A 19220-nucleotide genomic window follows, 5' to 3' on the forward strand; every position below is an offset into this window, starting at 1 on the left:
CGCACCCCGTCCCCGGGCAGACACGCGAGCACCACCCCCGAACGGTCCCGGACGAGCCACCCGCAGCGCGGGCTCGGGGGCGCGGGGGGGGGCGAGGGGGGCGGGGGGGCGGGGGGGGCGGGGGGGCGGCGCGAGCGCCCACGACGACCCCCGCACCGCTCCCCGGCCCCGGGCGGCGGTGCGCCTACGCCGGCTTGAGTTCCTGCCGCTGCCTCCCCAGCCCCTCGATCTCCAGCTCCACCACGTCCCCGGCCCGCAGGTACGGCTTCGGCTCGGGCTGCCCCATGGCGACCCCCGCCGGCGTACCGGTGTTGATGACGTCGCCTGGGTACAGCGTCATGAACTGGCTGACGTAGCGCACGACCTCCGCCACGGAGAAGATCTGGTCGGCGGTGCTGCCGTCCTGCTTCAGCTCGCCGTTGACCCACAGCCGCAGGCCGAGCGCCTGCGGGTCGGGGACCTCGTCGGGCGTCACCAGCCAGGGCCCGAGCGGGTTGAACGTCTCGCAGTTCTTGCCCTTGTCCCAGGTGCCGCCGCGCTCGATCTGGAACTCGCGCTCGGACACGTCGTGCGCGACCGCGTAGCCGCCGACGCAGGCCAGCGCCGCCTCGTGGGACTCGACGTAGCGGGCCGTACGTCCGATGACCACGGCCAGCTCCACCTCCCAGTCGGTCTTGGTGGAGCGGCGCGGCACGAGCACCGTGTCGTCCGGGCCGACCACCGTGTCCGCCGCCTTGAAGAAGACGACGGGCTCGGCGGGCGCCTCGGCGCCGGTCTCGGCGGCGTGGTCGTGGTAGTTCAGGCCGATGCACACGACCTTGCCGATCCGGCCCACCGGCGCGCCGACGCGCAGGCCCGCCGGGTCGAGTGCGGGCAGCTCCCCCGCGGCGGCGGCGGCCCGTACCCGGTCCAGCGCGGCGTCGTCCGCGAGCAGCGCCCCGTCGACGTCGGGGACGAGTCCCGACAGGTCGCGGAGGGTTCCCCCGGCGTCGAGGAGCGCGGGGCGCTCGGCTCCGGCGGGTCCGACTCGCAGCAGCTTCATGGTGTAACTCCCTCTGATCTAGGAGGAGCCTCCATGGCAAGGTGCGGCCTCAGCCATCGGAGGTCTGGTCGATCCTCCAAGTTCGGCGTCCAGTCCGCAATACCCCGTTCACGGACTGGACCCGGGCCGCACCCGCGCGCCGTGCGCTACACGGGGAGCGCCGCGGCGCCCGCGTACGGCATGTCGCGGTAGAGGACGGCGCGTTCGACGGCGCTCCACGTCGTCGAGGTGATGATGTACAGCGCGGCGGCGAGCGGCACGTACGCCACCGAGAACAGCGTCATGAAGGACATCAGCGGCATGAACTTCGTCATGGCGCCCATGCCCGGCAGCTGCGGCTGGTCCGCGGCGGGCGCGGCGGCCGCCGACCGTGCCATCTGCTGCTTCGTGCGCCGGTAGTTGAAGGTGGCCACGACCGCGACGAGCGCGAACAGCGCCACGTACACGAGCCCCTGCGCGCCGAGGAGCCCGCCGTGCGCGAGGGCGTCCTTGAAACGCCCGCCCAGCGGGGCGGCGCCGAGGGTGTGGCCGAGCAGGCCGTTGGGGTCGCCGCCGATGCTCGCGCTGGAGAACAGGTGATAGAGCAGGAAGAACGCCGGCATCTGGCACAGCATCGGCAGGCAGCCGGAGAGCGGGGAGACCTTCTCCTCGCGGTGCAGCTCCATGATCGCCTTCTGGAGCGCCTCGGGATTCTTCTTGTGCTTCGCGCGCAGTTCGGCGATGCGCGGTTGCAGCTTCAGCCGGTCGCGCTGGCCCCGGGCGCCGGCCCGGGACAGGGGGTGCACGAGGAGCCGGACGAACGCGGTGAACAGGACGATCGCGGCGGCGGTCGCCGACGCGTGGAAGAGCGGCTGGAGCAGGGTCGCCAGGTGCTCGACCAGGCTCGCGAACACGGACATGAACGACGACATGGGTGAGCCCTCCGAGGGTCTCGTCGTGCCGGGGAGAAGCAGGGTTTCGGCATGACGGACCGCGGGCCCGGCAGGAGGAACGGCGGGGTCAGCGGACCGTCGGGACGAGACGTCCGGGTGCTCGGGGCCGGGTGCGCCCCCGCGCGTCGGGGTCGCGCTGCGGCAGGAACGCCGTGCGGTGCTCGCGGTCCCGCATCGCGGTGCGCACGCTGGTGGGCGGCACGGCGGGCGCGGACCGGGCGGTGAGCAGGGAGCAGACGGCGAGCGCGGAGCCCGCGGCGGCGGTCGCGGCGAGCGCGACGGCCCCGGCGAGGCTGCCGGTGTCGACCAGGACGGACTCGACGAGGAGGAAGAGCAGCAGCGCGGCCGGGCGCAGGGTCGTGGCCCAGGTGCTCGTACGCGTCATGCGGCGTCCTCCTCTCCGGCTCTCCGGTTCTCCGGCTCTCCGGCTCTCCGGCTCTCTGTTTCTCCGCCCCTTCTTTATACAGCCTCGGTTTCGCCGACGGCCTCGGCTCCGGCCCCCGGCCCCGGTTCTACGCGGTCCCGGTCACGACCGGCTGGAGGAGGCGCCGGGGCGCGAGCAGGGCGCGGCTGACCGGGTCGGCGGGGTCGCGGTCGAGCCCCTCGCCGGGCAGCATCTCGATCTCCTCCAGCGGCACCGGGCCCGCGCAGGCCGGGCACTCCCCGACGACGCCGACCGGGGTGCCGCACGGGGCGTGCCGGAACTCGCGCATCGGCAGAGCGCCCGGGATGCCGCGGCCCCAGGCGCCGAGCGAGCGCAGGACCGGCCACAGTTCGCGTCCGCGGTCGGTGACCACGTACTCCTCGCGCGGCGGCGAGTCCTGGTAGCGGTGCTTCTCCAGGACCCCGGCGGCGGTGAGCGCCTGGAGGCGGGAGGCGAGGACGGCGCGCGGGATGCCCAGGTGGACGAGGAAGTCGTTGTAGCGCCGCACGCCGTAGAAGGCGTCGCGCACGACGAGCAGCGTCCAGCGTTCGCCGACGATCTCCAGCGCGCGGGCGATGGAGCACTCCTGGGTCACGTAGTCCTTGCCGAGAGCCATGCCTGCCACTGTAGTCATTTACCGGCTCAAGGTTCAATGACCGAACTTACCGTGCTACGTTCGGGAGGCACCCCAAGTTCATTCACTGAACCCATCTGGATGGCCGACCCATGTCCCAGCCCGTCCGTACGGCATCAGCGCCCGTCCCCGACCTCGCCCGGCCCGCGGGGCCCGAGCCGCGGCCGGCCGCCACGCTCGCCGTGACCAGCGCGGCGACCGCCGTGGCCCTGATGGCGTACACCGCGCCGATGGTCACGCTCGGCGACACCGCCGCCTCCCTGCACACCGGGCTCTCCGCACAGGCCTGGCTCCTGAACGGCACCCCGCTCGGCCTCGCCGCCCTGCTGCTGGTCGCGGGCAGCCTCGCCGACGACTACGGGCGGCGGCGCGCGTTCCTCCTCGGCGTCCTCGCGCTCGGCGTGACGACGGCGCTGGGCGCGCTCGCCCCGAACACCCTGCTCTTCACCCTCGCCCGCGTCGCGCAGGGGGCGGCGTCGGCGGCGATCCTCGCGGCGAGCCTCGGCCTGCTCGTGCACGCCTACCCGACCCTGACCGGGCGGATCCGGGCGACCGGGGTCTGGGGCGCGTTCGTCAGCGGCGGCATCGCGCTCGGTCCGGTCGTGTCGGGTTACGTCGCCCAGCTCGCCGACTGGCGCTGGGCCTACGGCACGCTGGCGGCGGCCGCCCTGCTGGTCGCCGCGGTGGCGCCGCGTGCGCTCACCGAGTCCCGCTCGCCCCGGGGCGGCCGGCCGGACCTGCCCGGCGCCCTCACCCTCGGCCTGGCGCTGGCCGCGCTGCTCGCCGCGCTGACGCTGGGCCGCGACGGCTGGCTGCGCGTGCCCGTCGCCGCGCTGCTGGCCGCCGCCGTCGTCCTGCTCGCGGCGTTCGTCGTCGTCGAACGCCGGGGCGCCGCCCCGATGCTGGACCTGTCGCTGCTGCGCCGGCCGCTGTTCCTGGCGTCGACGACGGGCGCGTTCTTCACGGGGCTGTCGGTCATCGCCCTCTTCAGCTACGTGCCGACCCTGGTCCAGCGCACCATGGGGGTGAGCCCGATGGGCACGGCGGGCCTGTTCGTGGTCTGGTCCGGCGCGGGCTTCGCCACGGCCCTCCAGGTGCGCCGCCTCGCCGGCCGGGTCTCCCCGCGCCACCAGCTCGTCATCGGCTTCGCCCTGCACGCGCTGGCCGTGCTGACGCTGCTGGGCGCGGCGGGCTCGGGCCACTGGGCCCGCCTCCTGCCCGGCCTGCTCGTCTCCGGCATCGGCAGCGGGCTCCTCAACGCCGCGCTGCCGATGCTCGCCGTGGAGTCCGTCCCGGCGGGGCGTGCCGCGATGGGGTCGGGGGCCGGCAACACCGCGCGCTACATCGGTTCGGCGGCCGGGGTCGCCCTGATGATCGCCGTCTCGACCGCGACCGGCACGTCCGCGCATGCGCTGGCCGAGGGCATGAACACGTCCCTCATCGTCTCGGCCGCCCTGTCGGTAACGGCCCTGACCCTCCTCCTAACCCTCCACTCCCCGAACCACCCCCCGACCACCTGACGCCCGACAACCACGCCCTACGCGGTTCCCCGCGCCCCTGGGTGGTCTTTCGGGTGCGCCACCGTCGTGGCTAATCGCGCAGTTCCCCGCGCCCCTGGGGCCGCCTTTCGGGCGCGGCTCTCGTCGTGGCTGATCGCGCAGTTCCCCGCGCCCCTGAGATGCGCACTGCGTGCGCCATCTCATCGGAGAGGCGCACCACCGACCCACCCCCCAGGAGAGGCGCGCCACTGTCCGGCCTCTCGGGAGAGGCGCGCTACCGTCTCGCCTCTCAGTGGAGGCGCGCGAAGCGCAGCCTCAAGGAGAGGCAGCGCGCAGCGCACGCCTCAGGGGCGCGGGGAACTGCGCGAGAAGCGGCCACCGGCCGGGAGTCGGCGACGGACCCAGGGGCGCGGGGAACTGCGCGACCAGCCCCCACCAGCCCGCAGACGACGAACCAACCCAGGCGCGGGGGGAACCGCGCGAGAAGCTCCCATCAGCCAGTCGGCGAACAACAGGGAAGCCGCGTGCAGCGCAAGGCTTCAAGGGGACGCGCCCACCGGAGGTGTCACCCGACGATCGGATCCCGGGCCAGGACATCGCCGTCCGACCGTTCATCCCGATCAGCCGGACGCCCGTACGTCACCACCAACATGACCACCCCATTGGCGGCGAGCCCGACGATCCCGGCGTTCACCCCGAACACCGGATCCCGCCCACTGAACACCAGCCCACAGACGACCCCCACCCCCACCACAACCCCGCTCAACGCCCCCACCAGACTCATCCGCCGCCACACCAGCCCCACCAACAACATCGGCACCAACTGCGCCATCCCCTCGTACGAGATGAGAGACAGCCGCACCAGCGTGTTCGGCGCCGAGTACGTCAACACCAGCGCCAGCCCCCCGGCCACCACCACGACCACCTGCGACCACGTCTTCTGCGCCTGCGACGACCCCCGCCAGCGCGGCACGAGCGAGAAGACGCTGCTCCCCCACATCGTGCCGATGACCAGCATGAACACCGCCATCGGCACGATCGACGACAGCGCGGCCGCGACCCCGATGATCCCGACGGCCCAGGCCGGCAGCGAGTCGACGACCAGCTTGAACAGCGCCAGATTGGACTCGGCCCCGGTCAGCCCGGGCACCACGAACAGCGCCGCCATCCCCAGCAGCATCGGCACGAACAGCAGCACGTTGTACGCGGGCAGCCAGACGGCGTTGCGCCGCAGCCCGTCGGCACTGCGCGCCCCCAGATACCCCGCGACGGTCGTCGGGAAGATCACGACGGTCAGCGCGTTCAGGAACGTCGTCGTGGCGAACCACCCCTCCCCGTACGGCGACCCGCCGCTCCCCGGCAGCGTCAGCCACGCGCTCTTCTCGTCGACGAGCCGCCCGAGGAAGTCCCCGTACCCGTCGAAGTAGTGCACGGGGACGTACAGCGCGAGGAACGCCAGCGTCACGATGACCAGCACGTCTTTCAGGACGGACACCCAGGCGCTGCCGCGCAGCCCGCTGACCACCACGAACACCGTCGTGACGGCGAACCCGATGAAGTAGGCCCAGTTCAGGCTGATGGCGCCGTAGGAGATCGTCGACACGACCACCCCCATCCCCGTGATCTGCAACTGGATGTAGGGCAGCAGGAAGACCGTCACCAGCACGGCCACCGCGGCGCCCGCCCACGGCCGCCCGAACCGGTGGGCGACCATGTCGGTGATGGACACCAGCCCGTGCCGGCGCGCGTAGGCCCACAGCATCGGCCCCACCACGTACCCGACGGCGTATCCGCAGGACATGTAGGCGACGACGTACAGCACCGGCGCGCCGAAGTTGTACCCCCAGCCGGCCGCCCCGAGATAACTGAAGCTCGTGTACCCCTCGCCCGCCATCAGCACCCAGATGAACACGGCGCCCAGCGAGCGCCCGCCCACCGACCACTCGGCGAGCCCCCCGCCGCCGCCCCTGCCCCGCACGGCGAGCAGCCCGAGCGCGACGGTGGCGACCATGAAGACGCCGAACAGCGTCGTGGCGACGGCCCCGTCACTCATCCCCGGCCCCCTCGCTCCCCGGCCCACCGGCGAGTCTGCGGTCGCCGCGCCAGGTCAGCCACACGGCGACGGGCGTCAGCAGCGTCGCCCCGAGCAGCCACACGAACAGGAACGGCAGCCCGAGCAGCACCGGTTCGACCCGGTTCACGAACGGGAGCGCGACGATGTACAGCACGAAGGGCACGAGGAGCCAGAGCAGATGCGGCCGTTTGATCACGAGCAGCCAGCCTAGGTCCTGGCGGCCTACCGGGGCGTCATCCGGCTCAGCTTCCCCCACACCACCAGCCGGTACCGGGACGTGAACTCGGGCGTACAGGTGGTGAGCGTGATGTAGTACCCGGCGCTCGCGTACCCGGCCGACGGCACGACCCGGCTGCGCGGCACGGGTGCGATCACACCCCCGTCGCGCGCCGAGGTCCGCCCGAGCGTCCTGTCGACGACGTACGTGTACGTGGCGTCCCGGGTCCGCACGGAGACGGTGTCACCGCGGCGCAGCCGGTTGATGTAGCGGAACGGTTCGCCGTGGGTGTTGCGGTGCCCGGCGAGCGCGAAGTTCCCGACGCCGCCCGGCTGGGCCGTGCCCGGATAGTGGCCCACATAGCCGTGGTTGAGGACGTTCGGCTTGCTGACCCCCTGCGCCACGGGCACCCGCAGGCCGAGGCGCGGGATGGAGAGCACGGCGTACGCCTGGTCGTAGGCGGGCCGCGCGCCGGCCCGCCCCCGCGCCCCGGCACTCCCGCCCCCACCCCCACCCCCGCTGCCGGCATCGGAGGAGGCGTCCCCCCGGCTCCCTCCTTCTCCCTCCTCTTTGACCCCGTCCCCGTCCCCGCCCTCGTCGCCGTCCCCGCCCTGGTCGCCGCCCTTGTCCTGGTCCCATTGCCGTTCGAGGGAGTGGACCTGTCGTTCGGCGCCGGCCCTGGCCTGCCGGTTGGTCCACCACAGCTGGTGCACGACGAGCAGCAGGAGGATCACCCCGCAGGTGACGGCGACCTCTGCGCCGCCCCACAGCACACGCACGCCGGCCGACCGGCGGGGACGCCCCTGGGCCACGACCTGGGGCCCACCCCGCGCACCCGTCCGCGTACGCGCCCGTATCCCCATCCGCATCTGCATCCGTATCCGCTCCAGCACGGGCGCAAGATAGGTCCCGGGGCGCCAACTAGCCAGAGAAGGACCCGGACCGGACGGGCCGCCCGGCCGTGGGGCGGTGCCGGTGACCGGGCCCCGGAACGGCTTCCCGGGGGCGTTCACCGGCGACGGAGCAGGCCACCACACTGCGATACGGACGGTCCGCCGCACGGATTCCGGCAGTACGGTGTCCCTCATGCGCCCCGACACGCCTGCCACACCCGCAGAGAACGACCGTGCCGACCACGTAGCGGAAGCCGAGCGTCTGGAACGCACGGCGGACATGTATCCCGAGGACGCGGAACCCCTGCTCCTCCAGGCCGCGGCCCATTACGAACTCGCCGACGACCGAGAGCGCGCCACGACGCTCTACGACGGTCTGCTCGCCGCGCCGGACGTCCACGACCCGTCCCTGATCCGGGCCCTCAAGGCCGCGAACCTGTGGGAGTACGGGCACGAGGCGGAGGCCAACGCCATCATCACGGGCCTGCGCGCCACCGCCCCACGGTCCCCGGCGCCGTGGGTGATCGTCGCGGAGTCCCTGGAGCAGCACGACGAGCTGGAACAGGCCCACGCGACGTTCACGGAGGCGCTGGAACTCCTCGTCCCGGAGCCGGAGCGCGCGTCGGGCGTGCCCCTCGCCAAACACCCCCTCCTCCTGGGCCGGCACCGCGTGCGCCGCCTCCTGGGCACCCCGCACGACGACTGGGACGCCCTCGCCGACCAGGCCAACCGCACCCCGGTCTCCCTCGACGAACTCCACGACCCCAAGCGCCTGTGGGCCCTCGGCTCGGAGAACCCCGCCGAGCTCCAGGCCGAGATCTCCCGCCTCCGCGCCGAACTGGGCACCTACCGCGAGGCGCTGTCCCGCCCGTTCCCGGTCGCCGTCCTGCACTGGCCGTCGACGGAGTACGCGGAACTGATCGCCGCCTACCCTGCGCTGACCTCGGAGTACCCGACGTACGAGTCCCACCTGACGTCGATAGAGGGTTCCCTGCGCGAACTGGCGGCGTCGGGCACGGCCAACCTCGGCATCGTCACGGGCACGGTCCCGTCCTACGAGGCCTTCGCGGCCTCGGAGGCCTCGTCCCCCGACGACGCGTCCCTGCTCCCCCAGTACGCGACGACCCTGGCGGCCCGAGGCCGCGCCACGGCCTGGCCGCCGGCTTCCGATGCGGGGTGCTGGTGCGGAAGCGGCACGAACTACGGTGCCTGTCACGGCACCGTCAACTGATCCGAGTATCAGCGGGCGCATGGCGGGACCTCTTGGGCACAATGCTGATGTGTCCCGCCCCATCCCTTCGTCCGCATCCGTCTCGGCCCGTATGAGCCGTCAGGTCTCCCGCGACACCGCGCCCGAGCTGGCGGTTCGCCGTCTCCTCCACGCGGCGGGCCTGCGCTACCGCTTGAACGTCCCGGTCCCCGGGATGCGACGCCGCACCATTGACATCGCCTTCGGAAAGAACAGAATCGCGGTCTTCATGGACGGTTGCTTCTGGCACGGCTGTCCACAGCACGGTACAAAGCCGAAGGCCAACGCCACTTGGTGGCGGACCAAGCTCGACAAGAACATGACCCGCGACCGCGAGACCACGCGGCACTTGGAGGAGTCGGGCTGGACTGTGCTGCGATTCTGGGAGCACGAGGATCCAGCAGCCGTAGCGCGTACCATCGCCGACACCCGAGGGAGACCCGCGAAGCCTCACGAGCGCGATACGCGCTAACGATAAATACCGAGGAAATTAATAGGGCTGACAGGCCTCATCTTGCCCTATTTCGCGGCAAGCATTTCATCAACCTCTCGAAATCCATCGAGTATTTTGGAAACAGTGAGGAATTCTTTTCGCGGATCCAATTGCACCTGCACCTTACCTGCCTTGTGGGCGGCCTCTCCTCGCTCCGTAGCCCAAGCGTCCGTCTGACTAAGCCACGTAGTATTCAAGTCCGACTCCAAGACGCCCACAGGAAGTAGCATCCTCAGGAGGTTCCGCTCCTTTATTCCATGATTCTGGTGACGTGCGTACCTATATATCTCCGTACGCGTATGCTCAATTCTCTCCGCAAGCTCCGGATACTTGCCGCGCTTCGCGTTGGCGTCCGCAAGGGAAGCGGGCATCGAGAAAGCGGACTCTCGATACGCCAACGCGGCGACCAGAACAGACGAAACCTCGCTCCCCGCCTGCCACTGAGTTACCGCCAGGTCAATAACTTCGACCACACGATCCTCAATGAAGGATTCGAACTCCGCGTGCGCAAGCACACGAAATGCACGCGCATGCTCATGCACGCACTGCTCATATGAACCCGTGGGCTCGAATCGCTCTGGGAGGAAGTACTGCCTCAACTCGCCTATCCTCAGAGACAGTTCCTCGAAACGGACTGATGCCATCACTCGGCCTACGGAACGAGACGGTTGTCGCGCAGCTCAGGAATCCGGAGACTTCGATCGATCACCCGCTCCAGAGCCTCCCCCCACGCAGCGAGCCTGCGATGAGTTGCCAGCGGAGTCTTTGTAGTGGTCTGAATTGACTCCACAAACCTCTGATCCGATTCGCACAGATGCCGGAATGCTGCCTCAACTGAACCCGACCGTCCAATTGCGAGCTCTCGAACCTCGGAATCTGTGAAATAGTAGGTCATTACATCGAAAACTGCCCGGTTGAACCTCCCTTCATACTTCCCGCGAGCCCAACGGTAGAAGGACTGTTCGCCGAAGATCTCGAACGTCGCCTCGATAGCCTTATCACATTCCTCTCCCCTGGCCCTAATTCCGCCCTCTTCACTCTCCCACTGAGCGTTAAGCACGTTTACGGTGTCATCCAGGAATTTCTTCAGGTTTCCCGTATACTCGTCCAGCGAATACCGGAACCCGAAGTAGCGCAAAAGTATCTCGACATCCCGCATACGAAAGTCCGGCTTATCGATACGCAGTGCCCTGCGTAGCCATTCACTCTCAGAAGCGAAATCATCCAGAAAATCAGTGAACTTCCCGGGATGCAACGCTTGCCTAAGCTCTTGAGGGGAAAGCTTGACGCTGCCTGTATTCAAACGAAGAAATACCAGGTTGAGAAAATCCTCACTCGGCCAACGTCGCACGACAACCGTTCGGATCGTCTCATTGAGTAGAGAATTGAAGTCATCTACATACTTCGCCTCCTTCTCCATCCGCTTCAGCGTCACGAGTCTCAGGTCCTCGCGCACTTCAAGCCCTGAAAGCGAGAAACCCTTGAAACCTTCTTCCTCGTCAGACGCGGCAAATGATGAACCGGCCGCGAACTGACGAAGAGCCAAAAGGCGCTGTTTCCCATCCAAAACTATAAATTTCCCGCGCCGATTCTTGTCCTCCGCGAGAACGATTTGCGGAATTGGCAGCCCGAGAATGAGTGACTCGATGAATCGACTCTTCCGGGGCCTGTTCCAGGCATCACGTCGCTGAAAACGTGGGTTGAGTTGAATATTCCCTCGTCGCAGCTGGCTCAGGATCGTCTCAGCAGTCCAATCTGTATCGGTGACAACCGCACGCGTAACCTCCTCTGAGGTGACCGATTCGCTGGTGTCGTCTTCTTCTCCATCCGCGTCATCCCACTCCGGCTCTACGTAGTCCGCCATGGCTCCTCGATTCCCTGTGGCTGTTGAGGACCATGGTGCCTCGCCCAGAACGTTCTTGGGGCTCAGTCCACAGGTTGAGCTTCCGTTGGCAGTGCGAGTCCCCTCTGCGCCTGCTTGTGTCGGAGAGCGCCCAGTAACACGGGCGAGACCTCCGGACTCATGAGGCTGGTGGCGTTCGCCGGCCTCTGAGTCGGGCAAGATCCAACCAGTCCTCGAGGACCGACTCGTGTCAGCGGAATCGTCCGGCTCGTCTCCCATGAGCACGGACCCGGCTCGGGGAAGTGCTGCGGCTGCGCACGGGGCAGACCCCTCAGGCGCGGAACGGGCGACGCCGAGCCCCCCGCCCCCCGCGGGAGCCAGAGATCGTGTGGAGGCTTCCGGTGAGGTGGTTCGACGTGGTGAGCAGTGCGGCTCCGAGCAGGGCCCCCGCCGTGTTGAACAGCACGTCGTCCACGTCGACGACCCGGCCCGCCGCCATCACGAGCTGGGCCAGTTCGACGGACACGCTCAGGGCGGCGCACAGGAGGGTGGCCCGTGGTGTCGACGGTCTGCGTGCGGACGCGGACGTCAGGATGCCGAGCGGTACGAACATCGCCGCGTTGGCGGTCTGGAGCGCCACGATCAGGTGGCGTTCGTCGGCGTCCACGAACGGTGGGCGGGGGCCCCACAGGCCCTCCCCCGGGGTCCGGAACACGGACCTGCCGCCGGAGCCCAGCGGCTGGGTGGGGAGCAGGGTCGCCGCGAGGACCAGGGTCAGCCAGGCCAAGCCCAGGGCGCGCGCGGCCCGGCGGGCGGTCTGCGGGGCGCGGGCCCGCCACCGGGCCAGGACGAGGGCCAGCGCGGCCGCCGCCGCGACGGACAGGGCGGCCGTCAGCGGGGTGACGTACAGGACTACGCGCCACATGCGGGCCGCCGCGGTGCGCTCAGCAGGGGAGCCACTTGGAGATGTACTTCCTGCCCCGGTACTCCATCTTCGCCCGGACGCAGTCCTTCTCACCCATGGTCAGGTGCTTCTTGACGTACGCGTAGCCGTTCCTCGTCCTCTTCGAGCCGATCCACCGCGACTCGTGGATCCTGCCGTCGCGGATCATCTTGATCTCGTAGCCCAGCTTCACCGTGATCTCGCCGACGTCGTCGTACCGGTTGTAGGCGATCTTGTACGTGCCCGACCTCGGGCTCGGTCCGCTGATGCAGAGGTGCCCGTGGTCGGTCTCGCCGCAGCCGTCGGGGGACGACCGGTGCGACGGTGCCGTGCCGCCGCGCGGCTGTCGCGCGTCGAGGGAGGGGGCCGCCGCGAAGGTGGTGGCGGCGAGGAGCAGGGCGGCGGTGGCGAGGAGGGGGCGCAGGTTCACGTCGTCGATCCTCGCGGCCGGGGCGGGCCGTTCGGGGCCGTTCGGCGGCAGGTCCACCCGACCGGGGCAGCGCCGCTGCCGGGCGCGTCCCGCCCCGCCGCGTCGCCGGCGTGAGCCGGAGCACAGTCGTCGCCCTCCGCGCCCCGGGCCGGGGCACACGGCGTAACCTCGCGAACGGCGTCAAACGGCGCCGTTCCGTGCATGGCCGGGCATTCGGCCCGGCGTTCCGCCCTCCGGGAGATTCGATGGCCCGCACCCTGCCCACCGCCCCGCTCGCCGCCGCCGGCCTCATCGGCGGGTACGCCACCGCCCGCTTCACCAGGAAGCGGCAGCTGGGGGGCGCCGTGCTCGCCGTCGCCGGGGCGGCCGCCGCCACGCAGTGGACCAAGGTGCGGGGCGGGAAAGTGGCCGGAGCGCTGACCGGGGCCTATGTCGTCGCGTTCGCCGGGTCGCACCCGCTGGCCAAGAAGGTCGGTGCCTGGCCCGCCGTGTTCGGGGTGGCCGGAGCGGTCGCCGCCGCGTCGTACGTGGTCGTGGACCGCAAGGCCGCCTGAGCCCCCTCCCCCCGAGGGGTCAGGACGGGGCCGCCCCCTGCTCCCGGTGGGCCAGGACGTTCACGACGCGGCCCTGCGGGTCGCGGACGAAGAAGCGGTGGACGCCCCAGTCCTCGTCGGACAGGGGGTGGACGATCTCGGCGCCGGACGCGCGCAGCGTCTCGTACGCCGTGTCGACGTCCTGCACCGAGCCCAGCTCCACGCTGACGTCAGGGACGACCGGGGCCGTCGCGTCGTGGGTGAGGAAGGTGAGCTGGGCGGCGGGGTGGGACGGGGAGGCCAGGGTCGTCACCCAGCCGAGGTTCATGACCTCCTCGAAGCCGAGGGTGCCGTAGAAGGCGCGGTTGGCGTCGGCGGCCTGCTCGCCGGGCTCCACCTGTACGTTCGGGACCGCTCTGCGGATCTGTGTCATGCCGGTCATCGTCCCCGGAACGTGGCCCGGTACGCCCCCGGCGACACCCCGACCGTCCGCCGGAAGTGGCGGCGCAGCGAGACGTCCGTGCGGAAGCCGGTCTCCGCCGCGACGCGGTCCACGGTGTGGTCGGTGCGTTCCAGCAACTCCCGGGCCCGGTCGACGCGTTGGACGGTCAGCCAGGCCATGGGGGTGACGCCGGTCTCCTCGCGGAAGCGGCGGTTGTAGGTGCGCACCGACATGCCGTCGCGCGCCGCCAGGCCGGCCAGGGTCAGCGGCTCGGCGAGGTGGTCGAGGGCCCAGGCCCGGGAGGCCGACGTCGTCGTCAGGTCCGTCGTCCCCACCGGGCGCCGGACGTACTGGGCCTGCCCGCCCTCCCGGTAGGGCGGCACGACGGTGCGCCGGGCGACGTCGGCCGCCACCGCCGCGCCGTGGTCCGTGCGGATCATGTGCAGGCACAGGTCGATGCCGGCCGCCTCCCCGGCGGAGGTCAGCACCGGGCCCTCGTCCACGTACAGCACGTCGGCGTCGACCGTGACGGCCGGGAACGCGCGGGCGAAGTGCGCCGACGCCATCCAGTGCGTCGTCGCCCGGCGCCCGTCCAGCAGGCCCGCCGCCGCCAGCACGAACGCCCCCGTGCAGATGGACGCCACCCGGCCCCGCACCGCGCCGACGGCCTCCGCCAGCCCGGCGTCCAGGGTGCCCGCGCGGAGCGTCTCGTCCGTCTCGTGCGACGCCGGGACCAGGACCGTGTCCGCCGTGCGCACCGCTTCCAGGCCGTGTGCGGCGTAGACTGGGAAGTCGGCGTCGGTACGGATCCTGCCGGGCCGGGGCGCGCACGTGCGGACGGTGTAGAGCGGCTCGCCCGTCGCGGGGTCGCGGGCGGCGCCGAACAGCTGGTGGACCAGGCCCAGTTCCATGGGCAGGACACCGTCCCTGATCAGGACGGCCACCGTGGTGCGCGGTCCGCGCGGCTCTGCCATGGCCCCGATGCTGTCACCCGGAGGGCGACACCGCCGACAGCGGCCGGGCCACGTCCTCCAGCGACCTGCCCTCCGCCTTGACCGCGAACGCCACGGCGACCAGGCCCGCCAGGCACATCAGCGTGGCGCCGACCTGGAAGGCGAGGACGGTGTCGCCGACCTTGCCGCTCTTGGTGAGGTCGGCGAAGAGCAGCGGGCCGCTGATGCCGCCGGCCGCCGTGCCGATCGCGTAGAAGAAGGCGATCGCCATCGCGCGCGTCTCCATCGGGAAGATCTCCGAGACGGTGAGGTACGCGCTGGAGGCGCCCGCCGACGCGAAGAACAGGACCACCGACCAGCAGGCCGTCAGGGTCGTCGCCGTGAGCGAGCCGCGGTCGAAGAGCCAGGCCGTGCCGAACAGCAGCACCCCGGACAGGAGGTAGGTGGAGGAGATCATGATGCGCCGGCCGAGCGTGTCGAAGAGCTTGCCCAGCAGCAGCGGGCCGATGAAGTTGCCGGCCGCGATCACCGCGAAGTAGTAGCCGGTGGAGCCGGTCGGCACGTCGTAGAAGGTGGTGAGGATCGCGCCGAAGCCGAAGGTGATCGCGTTGTAGAGGAACGCCTGGCCGATGAAGAGGGCGAGGCCGAGGGTGGTGCGGCGCGGGTAGGAGCGGAAGACCGTGCGGGCGATCTCCAGGAAGCCGACGCTCTTGCGCTGGTGGATGGTGATCTCGCCGGCCGGGGGCGGCAGGGCCGTCTCGCCGCGTTCCGTACGGATCTTGTCCTCCACCTGGGTGACCAGGGTGTCCGCCTCCTCTCCACGTCCGTGGATGAAGAGCCAGCGGGGGCTCTCGGGGACGTTGCGCCGGACGAGGAGGATGACCAGGCCGAGGACGACGCCGAGGGCGAAGGTGAGGCGCCAGCCGATGTTCTTCGCGAACAGGTCCGTGTCGAGGGCGACGATCGAGAGCAGCGAGCCGCCGATCGCGCCGAGCCAGAAGCTGCCGTTGATGATGAGGTCGACGCGGCCGCGGAACTTCGACGGGATCAGCTCGTCGATCGCCGAGTTGATGGCCGCGTATTCGCCGCCGATGCCGAAGCCGGTGAAGAAGCGGAAGAGGAGGAACCACCAGGTGGAGAAGGAGACGGCGGTCAGGGCCGTCGCCGCCAGGTAGACCGCGAGCGTCACCAGGAACAGCTTCTTGCGGCCGAACCGGTCGGTCAGCCAGCCGAAGAACAGGGCTCCGACGCAGGCGCCCGCCACGTACAGGGCGGCCGCGAGGCCGGTGACCTGCGCGGAGGAGATGGGCAGGCCGCTGCCGGACTCCGAGAGGCGGCCCGCGATGTTGCCGACGACCGTGACCTCCAGGCCGTCGAGGATCCAGACCGTGCCGAGGCCGATGACGACCATCCAGTGCCAGCGGGACCAGGGGAGGCGGTCGAGGCGGGCGGGGACGGCGGTGGTGACGGTGCCGGTGCCGGTGCCGGGGGCTGATCCGTCGGTGCCGGGGACTTTGTCGGTGCCGGGGGCTGATCCGCCGGTGCCGGGGTCCTTCTGCTGTTCCGGGGACATGGCGCCCCTCCTCGTCGAGGGAGTGGGGTGAACAGGCTTCACCCGTCTGCCCCGCAGGCCCCGGCTCACGCCACACAGGCCGCGCACGCCGCGCGGCCGCGCCCGGGGCCGGTCCTACGCCCCCAGCGCCTTCGACACCGTGTAGATCACCAGGCCCGCCAGCGAACCGACCACCGTGCCGTTGATCCGGATGAACTGGAGGTCGCGGCCGATGTGGGCCTCGATCTTGCGGGAGGTGTGCTCGGCGTCCCAGCCGGCCACGGTGTCGGTGATGAGCGAGGTGATCTCGGTGCGGTACGTCGTCACGACGTACACCGCCGCGCCCTCCACCCAGCCGTCGACCTTCCCCTGCACCTTCGGGTCCGACGCCATCCGCCGGCCGAGCGAGAGCAGCGACGCCCGCACCCGCAGGCGCAGCTCGCTGCGCTCGTCCTCGGCCGCCGCGACGATCATCGAGCGGACCGCCGACCAGGTGGAGGCGATCAGGTCCTGCACCTCGGAGCGGCCCAGGACGTCCGACTTCAGGCGCTCGACGCGCGCGCGGGTGTCCGAGTCCGATTGCAGGTCGCCCGCGAAGTCGCGCAGGAAACGGTCCACGGCGCCGCGCGCCGGGTGCTCGGGCATGTCGCGCATCTCGGTGACGAAGCGCAGCAGCTCCTTGTAGACCCGCTCGCCGACCCGCTTGTCCACGAACCGCGGGGTCCAGCCGGGCGCCCCGCCCTGCACCGCGTCCATCACGGAGTCGGAGTGCAGGACGAGCCAGTCGTGGGCCCGCGCGCACACCAGGTCGACGACGCGCCGGTGGCCGCCGTCGGCGACGACCTTCTCCAGCATCTTGCCGATGCCGGGGGCGATCTCGGCGTTGTCGGCGCGGCGGGTGATGGCCTCGCCGACGACGGCCTGGACGTCGGAGTCGCGCAGCACGGTGAGGGCGCCGCGCAGCGCGGTGGCCAGCTCGGCGGTGACCCGGTCCGCGTTCCTGGGCTCGGCGAGCCAGGCGCCGAGCCGGGAGCCGATGCCGACGGAGCGCAGGCGGTCGCGGACGACGTCCCCGGAGAGGAAGTTCTCGCCGACGAACTCGCCGAGCGAGAGTCCGAGCTGGTCCTTCTTGCGCGGAATGATCGCGGTGTGCGGGATGGGGATGCCCAGCGGGTGGCGGAAGAGGGCCGTGACCGCGAACCAGTCGGCGAGCGCGCCGACCATGCCGGCCTCGGCGGCGGCCGCGACGTAGCCGGTCCAGGCGCCCGCGCCGGTGTGCTCCGCCCAGGTGGTCAGGGCGTAGACGAACGCGACGAGGACGAGCAGGCCCGTCGCCGTCGCCTTCATCCGGCGCACACCGCGGCGCTTCTCCTCGTCGGCCTCGGTGAACTCGGTGACGGAGCGGCGGGCGGTGCGGGGCTCCGCGGGGGGTCCGGGGGCATACTGCCCCAGACCCACTCCGTCCGATTCACCCCTTTTATCCGGATTGCTCATCGCTCGTCCGCCTCACTCGTCGCCGCCGCGTCCACCGCTGCCATGTCACCCATGTCATCCCGCTCACACATTGTCCCTTCCTGACCTACAAACGGAACGAACGACAAGTTCCCGGCGTCTCACAGGGCGGAGGGGGGCAGTGTCGGCCTCGTCTCGCCCCATGACGCATCATGGGATATTCACACCGGAGCCTCGGCTCCCCCTGCACGAGGAGACACACACCGCATGACCAGGCGTCACGGTTATGTGCTGCTGGCCGCGCTCGTCGCGGTCGCCGTAGTGTTCTCTGCCGCCATCTACGTCGGTTTCTCCGGCGTCCTCCGGAGCGGCGACGACACCATCCAGGCGGGCGGCGCCCACCCGCACGGCTCCGCCGCTCCCGCCTCCACCGGCTCCTGGACCGGCAGCTGGTCGGCCGCTCCGGCCGGCGCCGAGCCCGGCACGGAGACGAATGGTCTCTCCGGCCGCTCCATCCGCAATGTCGTGCACACGAGCATCGGCGGCACCGGTGCCCGCGTCACCCTCTCCAACCTCTACGGTCAGCAGCCGCTCAGCATCACGCACGCCTCGGTCGCCGTGGCCGCGGCGCCGAACGACCCGACGGCGCTGACCGGCACCGTGCGGCGGCTGACCTTCTCCGGGAACACCTCGGTGGTCATCGCGGCCGGGGCGCAGGTCGTCAGCGACGGCGTACGGCTGCGGGTGCCGGGCGACTCGGACATGCTCGTCAGCACGTACTCGCCGACCGCGTCGGGTCCGGTCACGTTCCACCCGCAGGCCCGGCAGATGTCGTACGTGGCGGGCGGCGACGCCGTCGAGGACCCGACCGGGACCCCGTACACCGAGCAGAGCCCGTACTGGCGCTACGTCACCTCGCTCGACGTGCTCAGCAGCGACACCGCGGGCAGTGTCGTCGTCCTCGGCGACTCGCTCACCGACGGCATCACCTCCACCATGGGCGCCAACCGCCGCTGGACGGACGTACTCGCCGACCGGCTGCGCACCGAGGCGGGCGCGCCGCGCTACGGCGTCGTGAACCAGGGCATCAGCGGCAACCGCGTGCTGTCCGACGGGCTCGGGCGCCCCGCCAACAATCCGAGCGGGCTCTCCCGGTTCGGTCGCGACGCGCTCGACCGCGCCGGGGTGCGGGCCGTCGTCATCGACCTCGGGATCAACGACATCCTGCGCAACCCGCAGCAGACCGACCCCGACCGGATCACCGAGGGGCTGCGGGAGCTGGTACGGCAGGCGCATGCGCGCGGGCTGCGCGTGGTGGGGGCGACCCTGATGCCGTTCGAGGGGCATCGGGGGTACGAGCCCCGGCTCGAGGTCGTCCGGCAGGGGGTCAACGAGCAGATCCGCGCCGGGAAGGTGTTCGACAGCTATGTCGACTTCGACCGGGCTTTGCGGGATCCGTACAACCCGCGCAAGCTGCTGCCGCAGTACGACTCGGGTGATCATCTGCACCCGAGCGATGCCGGGTACCGCAAGATGGCCGAGTCCTTCGACCTGGCCTCACTGAGGGGTTCGACCGGGGCCGAGCTGTAGGGGCCGCGGACCGGCGCGCACCGTC

General features: G+C 70.8%; 20 protein-coding genes. 5 read left to right on the forward strand and 15 right to left on the reverse strand.

From position 1 onward, the window contains the following. Nucleotides 1-184: 184 nt before the first annotated feature. The 4 genes from ACIP5K_RS26055 to ACIP5K_RS26070 form a co-directional block, all read right to left on the reverse strand. Nucleotides 185-1042 carry a fumarylacetoacetate hydrolase family protein gene (locus ACIP5K_RS26055; protein ID WP_401413210.1) on the reverse strand — a complete coding sequence of 286 codons (858 nt, stop codon included), beginning with the start codon at nt 1040-1042 and terminating at the stop codon, nt 185-187. A 146-nt stretch (nt 1043-1188) separates the two neighbouring features. After that, a complete protein-coding gene (locus tag ACIP5K_RS26060; RefSeq protein ID WP_401413212.1) occupies nt 1189-1953 on the reverse strand; it encodes a YidC/Oxa1 family membrane protein insertase in 765 nt (254 codons plus the stop codon). 88 nt (nt 1954-2041) lie between these two features. Beyond that, a complete protein-coding gene (locus tag ACIP5K_RS26065) occupies nt 2042-2359 on the reverse strand; it encodes a DUF6412 domain-containing protein (protein ID WP_401413213.1) in 318 nt (105 codons plus the stop codon). A 127-nt stretch (nt 2360-2486) separates the two neighbouring features. Beyond that, nucleotides 2487-3014, reverse strand: coding sequence for a winged helix-turn-helix transcriptional regulator (locus ACIP5K_RS26070; protein ID WP_401413216.1), 528 nt, complete (start codon nt 3012-3014; stop codon nt 2487-2489). Nucleotides 3015-3124: 110 nt separating this feature from the next. On the opposite strand from ACIP5K_RS26070, the gene ACIP5K_RS26075 reads away from it, so the two are divergent. Continuing rightward, nucleotides 3125-4552, forward strand: a complete 1428-nt coding sequence (locus ACIP5K_RS26075) for an MFS transporter (protein WP_401413217.1) — start codon at nt 3125-3127, stop codon at nt 4550-4552. Between the two features lie 544 nt (nt 4553-5096). Here the strand turns inward: ACIP5K_RS26075 and ACIP5K_RS26080 are convergent. Genes ACIP5K_RS26080 through ACIP5K_RS26090 form a run of 3 tightly spaced genes read right to left on the reverse strand, consistent with a single transcriptional unit; the run spans nt 5097 to nt 7715 of the window. Further along, entirely contained in the window at nt 5097-6584 is a 1488-nt protein-coding gene (locus ACIP5K_RS26080) for a sodium:solute symporter (RefSeq protein ID WP_401413218.1), read from the reverse strand. Beyond that, the gene (locus ACIP5K_RS26085; RefSeq protein ID WP_401413219.1) at nt 6577-6801 is read right to left on the reverse strand and encodes a DUF3311 domain-containing protein; all 225 of its coding nucleotides are present in this window, start codon (nt 6799-6801) and stop codon (nt 6577-6579) included. Before ACIP5K_RS26085 ends, ACIP5K_RS26080 begins: the two co-directional genes overlap by 8 nt. A 26-nt stretch (nt 6802-6827) precedes the next feature. Beyond that, on the reverse strand, nt 6828-7715 hold the full coding sequence (locus ACIP5K_RS26090) for a class E sortase (protein ID WP_401413221.1): 888 nt from the start codon (nt 7713-7715) through the stop codon (nt 6828-6830). A gap of 193 nt (nt 7716-7908) precedes the next feature. On the opposite strand from ACIP5K_RS26090, the gene ACIP5K_RS26095 reads away from it, so the two are divergent. Beyond that, the gene (locus ACIP5K_RS26095; RefSeq protein WP_401413223.1) at nt 7909-8946 is read left to right on the forward strand and encodes an SEC-C metal-binding domain-containing protein; all 1038 of its coding nucleotides are present in this window, start codon (nt 7909-7911) and stop codon (nt 8944-8946) included. A 19-nt stretch (nt 8947-8965) separates the two neighbouring features. Further along, complete coding sequence (locus ACIP5K_RS26100) at nt 8966-9436, forward strand: very short patch repair endonuclease (RefSeq protein ID WP_401413224.1); 471 nt, start codon at nt 8966-8968, stop codon at nt 9434-9436. 47 nt (nt 9437-9483) lie between these two features. Here the strand turns inward: ACIP5K_RS26100 and ACIP5K_RS26105 are convergent, their stop codons facing one another. From ACIP5K_RS26105 to ACIP5K_RS26120, 4 genes are all read right to left on the reverse strand, one after another. Further along, the gene (locus tag ACIP5K_RS26105) at nt 9484-10101 is read right to left on the reverse strand and encodes a HEPN domain-containing protein (protein WP_401413473.1); all 618 of its coding nucleotides are present in this window, start codon (nt 10099-10101) and stop codon (nt 9484-9486) included. Nucleotides 10102-10109: 8 nt separating this feature from the next. Continuing rightward, nucleotides 10110-11321: a DUF262 domain-containing protein gene (locus tag ACIP5K_RS26110; protein WP_401413226.1), complete on the reverse strand. Its 1212-nt coding sequence runs from the start codon at nt 11319-11321 to the stop codon at nt 10110-10112. Between the two features lie 310 nt (nt 11322-11631). Beyond that, nucleotides 11632-12225, reverse strand: a complete 594-nt coding sequence (locus ACIP5K_RS26115) for a VanZ family protein (protein ID WP_401413228.1) — start codon at nt 12223-12225, stop codon at nt 11632-11634. A 19-nt stretch (nt 12226-12244) separates the two neighbouring features. Next, nucleotides 12245-12673: a hypothetical protein gene (locus tag ACIP5K_RS26120; RefSeq protein ID WP_401413230.1), complete on the reverse strand. Its 429-nt coding sequence runs from the start codon at nt 12671-12673 to the stop codon at nt 12245-12247. Nucleotides 12674-12918: 245 nt separating this feature from the next. Here ACIP5K_RS26120 and ACIP5K_RS26125 point away from each other — a divergent pair, with 245 nt between their 5' ends. Further along, nucleotides 12919-13227 (forward strand): hypothetical protein, encoded by a 309-nt coding sequence (locus ACIP5K_RS26125; protein WP_401413231.1) that lies wholly within the window; start codon nt 12919-12921, stop codon nt 13225-13227. Between the two features lie 19 nt (nt 13228-13246). Here ACIP5K_RS26125 and ACIP5K_RS26130 read toward each other — a convergent pair whose 3' ends face one another. The 4 genes from ACIP5K_RS26130 to ACIP5K_RS26145 all read right to left on the reverse strand — a co-directional run bounded on the left by ACIP5K_RS26130 (nt 13247) and on the right by ACIP5K_RS26145 (nt 17647). Next, complete coding sequence (locus tag ACIP5K_RS26130) at nt 13247-13639, reverse strand: VOC family protein (protein ID WP_401413232.1); 393 nt, start codon at nt 13637-13639, stop codon at nt 13247-13249. A gap of 5 nt (nt 13640-13644) precedes the next feature. Continuing rightward, nucleotides 13645-14622 (reverse strand): GlxA family transcriptional regulator, encoded by a 978-nt coding sequence (locus ACIP5K_RS26135; protein WP_401413234.1) that lies wholly within the window; start codon nt 14620-14622, stop codon nt 13645-13647. A 13-nt stretch (nt 14623-14635) separates the two neighbouring features. Further along, nucleotides 14636-16174 (reverse strand): MFS transporter, encoded by a 1539-nt coding sequence (locus ACIP5K_RS26140; RefSeq protein WP_401413236.1) that lies wholly within the window; start codon nt 16172-16174, stop codon nt 14636-14638. A 114-nt stretch (nt 16175-16288) separates the two neighbouring features. Beyond that, nucleotides 16289-17647: a DUF445 domain-containing protein gene (locus tag ACIP5K_RS26145; protein ID WP_401413237.1), complete on the reverse strand. Its 1359-nt coding sequence runs from the start codon at nt 17645-17647 to the stop codon at nt 16289-16291. A 225-nt stretch (nt 17648-17872) separates the two neighbouring features. On the opposite strand from ACIP5K_RS26145, the gene ACIP5K_RS26150 reads away from it, so the two are divergent. Next, on the forward strand, nt 17873-19195 hold the full coding sequence (locus ACIP5K_RS26150) for an SGNH/GDSL hydrolase family protein (protein ID WP_401413238.1): 1323 nt from the start codon (nt 17873-17875) through the stop codon (nt 19193-19195). Nucleotides 19196-19220 lie beyond the last annotated feature (25 nt).

It is taken from the genome of Streptomyces sp. NPDC088785 (genome assembly GCF_044750685.1).
GTDB lineage: Bacteria > Actinomycetota > Actinomycetes > Streptomycetales > Streptomycetaceae > Streptomyces.